Below are 7,952 nucleotides of genomic sequence, written 5' to 3'. Positions count from 1 at the left end.
TGCGGAAGTAGCTCAGTTGATAGAGCATTAGCCTTCCAAGCTGAGGGTCGCGGGTTTGAGCCCCGTCTTCCGCTCTTGAAGAGAATCAGGTAGTCATCGAAAGATTTCTACCTGATTTTTGTTTATAGAAGGTAGCGATTCTGCCTGAGGCTATGAGTCAGTAAAATAATAAAGGGGCGCTATTCCCCTATTCTACGCTTCCGATATCCGGCAATGTTTCAGCCCGAAAGCGGCAATGTTTTCGGAAAGCAGCGGCAATGTTTTGGTTTGCACAGACGCACGGAGTTCTGTTGGCAAACATCCGGATAAAGTTTTTTTGCGACTAAAATTGACGAATCACGACAAGGCTTGAGAGAAACAACGGAAAGACCGAAAAAAATAAATGTTCAGGTCACATTTTTTTGCGCTTCATAGATACAATGTATTGACAAAATAACTAATTTCGCACTTGGATTGAGGAAACTCCACCCAAGACATATTAGAAATATCGAGGCGTTATGGTCTTCTTCTTGTAAATGCAAAACCTGAAAAACGTCAAAACAATGAGCGAGCGAGCGCGCAATAGTCTTCATACATAAGGTGCGAAGCTGTTATCCACACACCCGTTCACAAAGGTGTTCTCAGGAGACCGTATTTTAAGATGTGACGCATACGGTTCCACGCTTCGTAGTTTTTTTATAAACGCTCGCAGGAACCAAGAGCATGAAAAAAAAGAATATGGGACTTTTTGACAAAATCTTTCAAGCAGCACCGGAAGAAACCAAGCTGACCCAACAAGAGGCTTTTGCCGGAATTGCCATTGCAATGGCAGGTGCAGACGGCAGCATCGCAGAATCTGAATGGGCAGGTATCGTAAATTACATTCGCCGTTTAAAGTTATACGACAATTTTTCCGGTCCGGCTTTTGACAAGTTGTTCGACAAACTGTTTAAAATCTTAAGGAAAGACGGTGCAGGCGCTTTAGCAAAAGTATCAGCAGAAGGCCTTTCCGATGACTTGAAACTTACGGCTTTTGCTTGTGCTGTAGATATAGCACTTGCTGACGGAGTTCTTGAAGAGGAAGAAAAAGAGATTATCAACCAATTGGCAGAAGCATTGGCTATTCCTGAAAAGGCCGCTATTTCTATTATAGAGGTAATGATTATCAAGAATAAGGCCTAATATGACAGCCTTTAGAATTGAAGCTGGTTGGAATAATCTTTATTTCACCAACTTCAATTCTTTTTTTTCAAGAATGCCGGAATACATATATGAAATCAAAGACTATTATACTTCTGTTGTTCCTGATAGGTGGCATTTCGTTTATCGCAGGCTCGTATGGCATTTATAACTTGTATGATAAATCAAAAAAAACGGAACATACCACAGGAATTGTAACACATCTGAAGACAGAAAAGACATATCGTCATCGAAAAATATACTACAAGCGTACAGCACGCATTCAATATGAAACGAAGCGTTACAAAAGTCACGTCAGGATGCAATTGCACAATCCCTTCATATTCCAAGGAAGTGAGATTTCGGTATGGTATAATCCTGACCGCACGGAAGAAGTCATTATACCTTTTGAAGAAGGGATTATATGGGGAAGCATCTGGGCATTCGGTGCGTTTTGCCTCTTTTTAGGAATCGCAATCTCTCCCCGACATACCTCGACGCGCAAATAAGCCTGAAGACGTAGAGATAACCGCCAATCTCACAATTTCGAGAAGTATTTCTTCCCCCCCACATAGAACCGCATCAAAATGCTGTAGCTTGTCCGTTCGGGAAGCGTCGCCAGAATCGCCTTCTTCTGATTCTCCTCGCGCGACGCTTGAAATGAAAGACGAAGGGAAGCGTAAGCATGGCGGGCACGAAGTACGGCAAGCGCATTGGAGAACTGACCTTTCAACAGGAAGCTGGCGGCAGCCACAAAGTCGAGCACTGCACGCACACGCATCACGTGCTTCAATTCCTCCTGCGGCAGATTCTTATACAGCATCAGCAAGTTGTTGCGGAAATTCAGGAAAGTCTTCCGGGGATTCTCTTTCTTCAGCGTGGCGCCTCCTACGTGATAGACCACACTCTGCGGCACACATACCAACCGCTTGCCACGGGCACGAAGCCTCCAGCACAAATCAATCTCTTCCATGTGGGCAAAGAAACGGCCGTCCAGACCGCCTGCTTCCCGATAATCCGCCAAGCGGATGAACAGCGCGGCACCCGTGGCCCAAAAAACGGGAAGTACCGTATCGTACTGCCCCCTATCTTCCTCCACCACTCCCATGATGCGGCCCCGGCAGAACGGATAACCGTAACGGTCGATGAAGCCTCCCGCCGCACCGGCATATTCGAACATCCCCTTATGGCGCCAACTGCGTATTTTAGGCTGGCAAGCGGCCACTTCGGAATGGGCGTCCATATATTCTGCCAACGGAGCCAACCAATAGTCGGTGACCTCCACATCGGAATTGAGCAACACCACATACGTCGCCTCCACCTGCCTCAAGGCAAGGTTGTAGCCATCGGCAAAGCCATAGTTCTCGCCCAACAGAATCAGCCGGACGGCAGGAAACTCACGACGAAGCATCTCCACGGAAGCGTCCGTAGAACCATTGTCGGCCACATAGACCACAACGCCCTCCGCCTCCGAACAGCGCACTACATTGGGAAGGAAGGAACGGAGCATATCGCATCCGTTCCAGTTTAATATGACAACAGCAATCTTATCCATGGCAAACGCTCTCTTCAGGTTTTCATCCACACATTACAAAACGGTTATCTCGCCCAGCAGCGCCGTACCCTCTTCATTGAAATCGCCCAGACGCGCCGTCACCATTTGGTTGTCCAACGCATCGTTGTAAGGCACCTCCACGCGAATATAGTTCGGCGTAAAGCCGTGCATCGGCATTCCGGGTTTGGGACGCTCCAGCAACACAGGCATCACCTGCCCGATGTGGCGTGCATAGAAAGCACGCGTCTTCTCGTCCGAAAGCTCCAACAACCGTTGGCTGCGGCGATGTTTCTCCTCGGGAGGCACCACATGCTCTATCTTCAAAGCCTGCGTACCGGGGCGTTCCGAATAGCTGAAAACATGCAGTTGCGTCACGTCCAGACTCCGGATAAATTCATACGCTTGTTCAAAGTACTCCTCCGTTTCGCCGCGCGTGCCCACTATCACATCCACACCGATAAAAGCATCGGGCATCACCTCCTTTATCTTCTTGATTTTAGCGGCGAACAGAGCGGTATCGTAACGACGACGCATCAGCTTCAGCACCTCGTCACAGCCTGACTGCAAGGGAATGTGGAAATGGGGCATGAAACGGCGCGAACGTGCCACATACCCGATGACCTCATCCGTCAGCAGATTGGGCTCAATGGAAGAGATGCGATAGCGTTCAATGCCTTCCACCTCGTCCAGCGCCTTCACCAAATCAAAGAAAGTCTCACCGGTAGTCTTGCCAAAGTCCCCGATGTTGACACCGGTCAGCACAATCTCCTTCCCGCCTTCGGCTGCCGCCTGACGGGCCTGCTCCACCATGGAAGCGATGCTGCCGTTGCGGCTGCGTCCACGGGCAAAAGGAATGGTGCAATAGGAACAATAATAATCGCAACCGTCTTGCACCTTCAGGAAGAAACGGGTCCGGTCGCCCCTCGAGCAAGAAGGAGCAAAGGAACGTATATCCTTCAATGCGGAAGTATGGACTTCACCGGCATCGTGTTTCTGCAAATCGCCCAGATAGCCGAGCAGGTCTTTTTTCTGTTCAGCCCCAAGCACCAGGTCCACCCCCTCTATCTTAGCCACCGTCTCCGGCTTCAACTGGGCATAGCAACCCGTCACCACTACAAACGCTCCCGGATGTTGCTTCACCAGTCTATGAATGGCCTGGCGGCATTTCTTGTCCGCCACTTCCGTCACCGAACAGGTGTTTACCACGCAGATATCCGCTTTCTCGCCCCTGCGTGCCGTGCGTACACCTGCCTCCAGCAAAATCTTGCCGATGGTCGAGGTCTCCGAGAAGTTCAGTTTACACCCCAGCGTATAGTAAACCGCTGTCTTATTTTGGAATATATGGGTATCAATCATGAGTTTATATAGATATTTTCGCTGCAAATATATACATTATTCATCTATTTTCCCTAATTTTGCACATTCATCAATAAAATGTGCAATGATACAAGAAAACTTCATCAAACTATACGAGCATAGTTTTCGTGAAAATTGGGACCTCCCCTGCTACACCAATTATGGAGAAAATGAAAGTTATACCTATGGCGAAGTGGCACGCGAGATAGCCAAATTACATCTGCTCTTCAAACATTGCCAGTTGCGGCGCGGCGACAAAATCTCCATCATCGGCAAGAACAACGCCCGCTGGTGTATCGCCTACATGGCAACTATCACCTACGGAGGAATCGTGGTTCCCATCTTGCAAGACTTCAACCCCAACGATGTGCATCACATCGTGAACCACTCCGAATCGACCTTCCTTTTCACCAGCGACGTCATCTGGGAGCATCTGGAGGAAGAGCGCCTCACCAGACTGCGCGGCGTATTCTCACTCAACGACTTCCGCTGCTTGTATCAGCGCGATGGAGAAACCATCCAGCGCTTCTTGAAACAACAGGACGAGAAAATGGAAGAAACCTATCCGAACGGATTCCACAAAGAGGACGTGCTATATACCGATCTATCCAATGACAAAGTGATGCTGCTGAACTACACTTCGGGCACCACCGGATTCAGCAAAGGAGTGATGCTGACAGGCAACAACCTGGCGGGCAACGTCACTTTCGGCATCCGCACCGAACTGCTGAAAAAGGGAGACAAAGTACTCTCCTTCCTGCCACTGGCACACGCCTACGGCTGCGCCTTCGATTTCCTCACCGCCACCGCCGTCGGGACTCATGTCACATTGCTGGGCAAAGTGCCTTCACCCAAAATCCTGATGAAGGCGTTCGAAGAGGTGAAACCAAACCTGATTATCACCGTCCCGCTTGTCATTGAAAAGATATACAAAAACGTAATCCAGCCCATCATCAACAAGCGTGCCATGAAGTGGGCACTCAATATCCCCCTGCTCGACGGACAGATATACGGACAAATCCGCAAGAAGCTGGTAGATGCACTGGGCGGCCGTTTCAAAGAAGTCATCATCGGAGGAGCCGCCATGAATCCGGAAGTGGAAGAGTTCTTCCACCGCATCAAGTTCCCCTTCACCATCGGCTATGGTATGACCGAATGCGCTCCGCTTATCAGCTATGCCCCGTGGGACGAGTTTGTCCCCACCTCTTCCGGACGCATACTCGATGGCATTATGGAAGCACGCATTTATAAGGAGAACCCCAACGACAAGCTGGGCGAAATTCAAGTGCGTGGCGAAAACGTCATGGTCGGATACTACAAGAACCCTGAAGCGACCAAAGAAGTCTTTACCGAAGACGGCTGGTTGCGCACCGGCGACTTGGGCACATTGGACGAACAAAACAACCTCTACATCCGCGGACGCAGCAAGACCATGATTCTCAGTTCAAGCGGTCAGAACATCTTCCCCGAAGAGATAGAAGCGCGGCTCAACAACATGCCTTTCGTCCTGGAAAGCCTTGTCATCGAACGAAAAAAGAGACTGGTCGCACTGGTATATGCCGACTATGAAGCATTAGACTCATTAGGACTGAACCACGATGACAACCTCAAAGCCATCATGGACGAAAATCTCAAAAATCTGAATAACAGCGTGGCTGCCTACGAAAAAGTAAGCCAAATCCAGTTATATCCGACAGAATTTGAGAAGACCCCCAAAAGAAGCATCAAAAGATATTTATACAACAGCATTGCAGAAGAATAACATGCTGTAAAACATACAAATAGCATCAAAATGGGCTTTAGCTCAAAAAAAAATATAAAAAAAGTTGGAGTTCCGAGAACAACTTATTCAAAAAGTGCATACCTTTGCAGCGTTTTAATAAAGCAATTGATTGTATTACGTTTTTAAAAGTAAAAAGAAAATGAAAAAATTAGTTTTGATGGCCGCAGCTATCGTAGCAGTATCTTTCGCATCTTGTGGTAACAAAGCAGCTAACGCTGAACAACCTGCCGCTGACACTGTAGCAGTAGAAGAAGTAGCAGTAGTAGAAGAAGTTGTTGAAGTAGCAGATACTGTAGCAGCAGATAGCGCAGCTGTTGTAGCTGAATAATCTTCAGGGTACAACACATTAGAGAGGATTGAAAGTCTGACGTGCACAAAGCACGGACAGACTTTTTTTTATATCTTTACCCTGGGACATTCAGTAAATAGGGACATTCAGTAAATATCATAAAATTAGCCAACTAATTCATACATAAAGCATTGCGAATTAGCAGGCTTTTTTTTGTATCTTTAGATATTCCCCCGAAAATAAGGTTTGACGGCCAAAACGGGGGAAATACCCCAACTAAGATATAGCAAAAATACGAAATACTTCCGAGAGGGACAGGATTGATAAGAAGTACGGTGCCTCACTCCGCTATACGCAGGAGTACCAGAAACGGCTTTCCGTAATCAGAAAAGTCCTTGTGCAGGGGAAGGAGCTGTTTGAAGGTGGGAAGGTCAGCGACCGTATTGTCAGCATCGACCGCCATTATGTATGCCCTATCGTAAGAGGCAAGGAGACAAAGCCGGTTGAGTTCGGTGCGAAGGCTGGCAACATACAAATAGACGGCATATCCTTCATCGAGCATCTCTCATTCAAGGCGTTCAACGAGGGGATACGCCTAAAGGCTTGTATCCGACTGCAGCAGAGACTTATGAAGGCGAGAGTAAGGTGCGTGGCTGCCGATTCCATATACGCCAACAACGCCAACAGGAAGTTCTGTACGAAATATGAAATATACACTTCTTTGTCCGCAAGGGAAGGGCGGCCAAGGACGAGCAGTCGAGAAAGGTGCTCAGAACTGAACTCTCAAGGGAGAGAGCCACCCGAATGGACATAAAGAGATTAGGGGGGGGCACCTTCATGTGCTATCTTAATTTTAGCTCATCCGATATTTGGAACGATGGCGCACAATGACGCTTTCTATCATTAACGGGTGAAAGCCCGATTATCACTCCAAATTCCGGATGAGCCTTAATTTTTAGGAGATATTTACTGAATATCCCCAAATAAGAAAAGCCCGATTCCATAAAGAACCGAGCTTTCTCCTATATAGTTTCTAAATTATCAGGCTTCTTCTGCAACTACTTCAAAAGGAATTTCCACAGAAACTTCCTTGTGCAACTTAACGATAGCCTTGTAGTTACCAACTTCCTTCACAGCATCCTTCACTACGATAATCTTACGATCGATGTTGTGACCCAGCTTAGCCAACTCATCAGCAATTTGGATATTGCCGACAGAACCGAAGATAGTGCCTGTAGAGCTGACTTTCGTAGCAATCTTCAATGATACGCCTTCCAGCTTGGCTGCCAATTCTTCAGCATCCTTTTTGATTTTCTCCAGCTTGTGAGCGCGTTGTTTCAACTCTTCAGCCAACATTTTCTTTGCAGCCGGAGAAGCGATGACAGCCTTACCGGTCGGGATGAGGTAGTTACGACCATAACCGGACTTTACAGTCACGATGTCGTTCTTATAACCCAAGTTTACGATGTCTTCTTTCAATATAATTTCCATACTTTCCTCCTCCTATTATTTCATCATGTCAGTTACATAAGGCAGCAACGCCAAGTGACGTGCTCTCTTCACAGCTTGAGCTACACGACGTTGGAACTTCAAAGAAGTACCTGTAATACGACGCGGAAGAATCTTACCTTGCTCATTCAAGAATTTTTTCAAGAATTCAGGGTCTTTGTAGTCAATGTACTTAATACCACTCTTCTTGAAACGGCAGTATTTTTTCTTCTTAACATCTACTGTGGGCGGAGTTAAATATCTGATTTCTGATTGAACTTGTTGTGCCATGATTAATCCTCCTTTTTAGTTGATTTAACACT

At 47.2% G+C, this 7,952-nt stretch carries 8 protein-coding genes, 1 tRNA gene and 1 pseudogene; 6 read left to right on the top strand and 4 right to left on the bottom strand.

The window, feature by feature from the left end; genetic code table 11:
- Position 1 precedes the first annotated feature (1 nt).
- From K2G43_RS00925 to K2G43_RS00915, 3 genes are all read left to right on the top strand, one after another.
- Positions 2 to 74: transfer RNA gene (locus K2G43_RS00925), tRNA-Gly, on the top strand.
- Between the two features lie 628 nt (positions 75 to 702).
- Complete coding sequence (locus K2G43_RS00920; protein WP_297643192.1) at positions 703 to 1,161, top strand: tellurite resistance TerB family protein; 459 nt, start codon at positions 703 to 705, stop codon at positions 1,159 to 1,161.
- A gap of 89 nt (positions 1,162 to 1,250) precedes the next feature.
- The gene (locus tag K2G43_RS00915; RefSeq protein ID WP_300152720.1) at positions 1,251 to 1,667 is read left to right on the top strand and encodes a DUF3592 domain-containing protein; all 417 of its coding nucleotides are present in this window, start codon (positions 1,251 to 1,253) and stop codon (positions 1,665 to 1,667) included.
- A 29-nt stretch (positions 1,668 to 1,696) separates the two neighbouring features.
- Here K2G43_RS00915 and K2G43_RS00910 read toward each other — a convergent pair whose 3' ends face one another.
- Both K2G43_RS00910 and mtaB read right to left on the bottom strand, forming a co-directional pair.
- Complete coding sequence (locus tag K2G43_RS00910) at positions 1,697 to 2,713, bottom strand: glycosyltransferase family 2 protein (protein WP_300152719.1); 1,017 nt, start codon at positions 2,711 to 2,713, stop codon at positions 1,697 to 1,699.
- A gap of 33 nt (positions 2,714 to 2,746) precedes the next feature.
- Entirely contained in the window at positions 2,747 to 4,069 is a 1,323-nt protein-coding gene (mtaB, locus tag K2G43_RS00905; RefSeq protein ID WP_297643187.1) for a tRNA (N(6)-L-threonylcarbamoyladenosine(37)-C(2))-methylthiotransferase MtaB, read from the bottom strand.
- An 85-nt stretch (positions 4,070 to 4,154) separates the two neighbouring features.
- Here mtaB and K2G43_RS00900 point away from each other — a divergent pair, with 85 nt between their 5' ends.
- The 3 genes and pseudogenes from K2G43_RS00900 to K2G43_RS00890 form a co-directional block, all read left to right on the top strand.
- Positions 4,155 to 5,831, top strand: coding sequence for a long-chain fatty acid--CoA ligase (locus K2G43_RS00900; RefSeq protein WP_300152718.1), 1,677 nt, complete (start codon positions 4,155 to 4,157; stop codon positions 5,829 to 5,831).
- Between the two features lie 160 nt (positions 5,832 to 5,991).
- Positions 5,992 to 6,180: a hypothetical protein gene (locus tag K2G43_RS00895; RefSeq protein ID WP_300152717.1), complete on the top strand. Its 189-nt coding sequence runs from the start codon at positions 5,992 to 5,994 to the stop codon at positions 6,178 to 6,180.
- Positions 6,181 to 6,445: 265 nt separating this feature from the next.
- Positions 6,446 to 6,951, top strand: a pseudogene (locus tag K2G43_RS00890) (DDE transposase); the annotation flags it as partial.
- 231 nt (positions 6,952 to 7,182) lie between these two features.
- On the opposite strand, the gene rplI reads toward K2G43_RS00890, so the two are convergent.
- Together rplI and rpsR are read right to left on the bottom strand one after the other, a co-directional pair.
- Positions 7,183 to 7,632, bottom strand: coding sequence for a 50S ribosomal protein L9 (rplI, locus tag K2G43_RS00885; protein WP_297645504.1), 450 nt, complete (start codon positions 7,630 to 7,632; stop codon positions 7,183 to 7,185).
- A gap of 15 nt (positions 7,633 to 7,647) precedes the next feature.
- Positions 7,648 to 7,920: a 30S ribosomal protein S18 gene (gene rpsR, locus K2G43_RS00880; RefSeq protein WP_297645507.1), complete on the bottom strand. Its 273-nt coding sequence runs from the start codon at positions 7,918 to 7,920 to the stop codon at positions 7,648 to 7,650.
- Between the last annotated feature and the right edge of the window lie 32 nt (positions 7,921 to 7,952).

The sequence above is a fragment of the Bacteroides sp. genome, assembly GCF_029057325.1.
In the GTDB taxonomy this organism is placed as follows: Bacteria; Bacteroidota; Bacteroidia; order Bacteroidales; family Bacteroidaceae; genus Bacteroides.
The sequence above is the reverse complement of the archived record's forward strand: the minus strand, read 5'-3'. Positions and strand labels throughout refer to the sequence as shown.

Bases quoted from the DNA above. Each gene is read 5' to 3' on its own strand.
- K2G43_RS00920 (WP_297643192.1), top strand. From the start codon at position 703: ATGAAAAAAAAGAATATGGGACTTTTTGACAAAATCTTTCAAGCAGCA.
- K2G43_RS00915 (WP_300152720.1), top strand. From the start codon at position 1,251: ATGAAATCAAAGACTATTATACTTCTGTTGTTCCTGATAGGTGGCATT.
- K2G43_RS00910 (WP_300152719.1), bottom strand. From the start codon at position 2,713: ATGGATAAGATTGCTGTTGTCATATTAAACTGGAACGGATGCGATATG.
- mtaB (WP_297643187.1), bottom strand. From the start codon at position 4,069: ATGATTGATACCCATATATTCCAAAATAAGACAGCGGTTTACTATACG.
- K2G43_RS00900 (WP_300152718.1), top strand. From the start codon at position 4,155: ATGATACAAGAAAACTTCATCAAACTATACGAGCATAGTTTTCGTGAA.
- K2G43_RS00895 (WP_300152717.1), top strand. From the start codon at position 5,992: ATGAAAAAATTAGTTTTGATGGCCGCAGCTATCGTAGCAGTATCTTTC.
- rplI (WP_297645504.1), bottom strand. From the start codon at position 7,632: ATGGAAATTATATTGAAAGAAGACATCGTAAACTTGGGTTATAAGAAC.
- rpsR (WP_297645507.1), bottom strand. From the start codon at position 7,920: ATGGCACAACAAGTTCAATCAGAAATCAGATATTTAACTCCGCCCACA.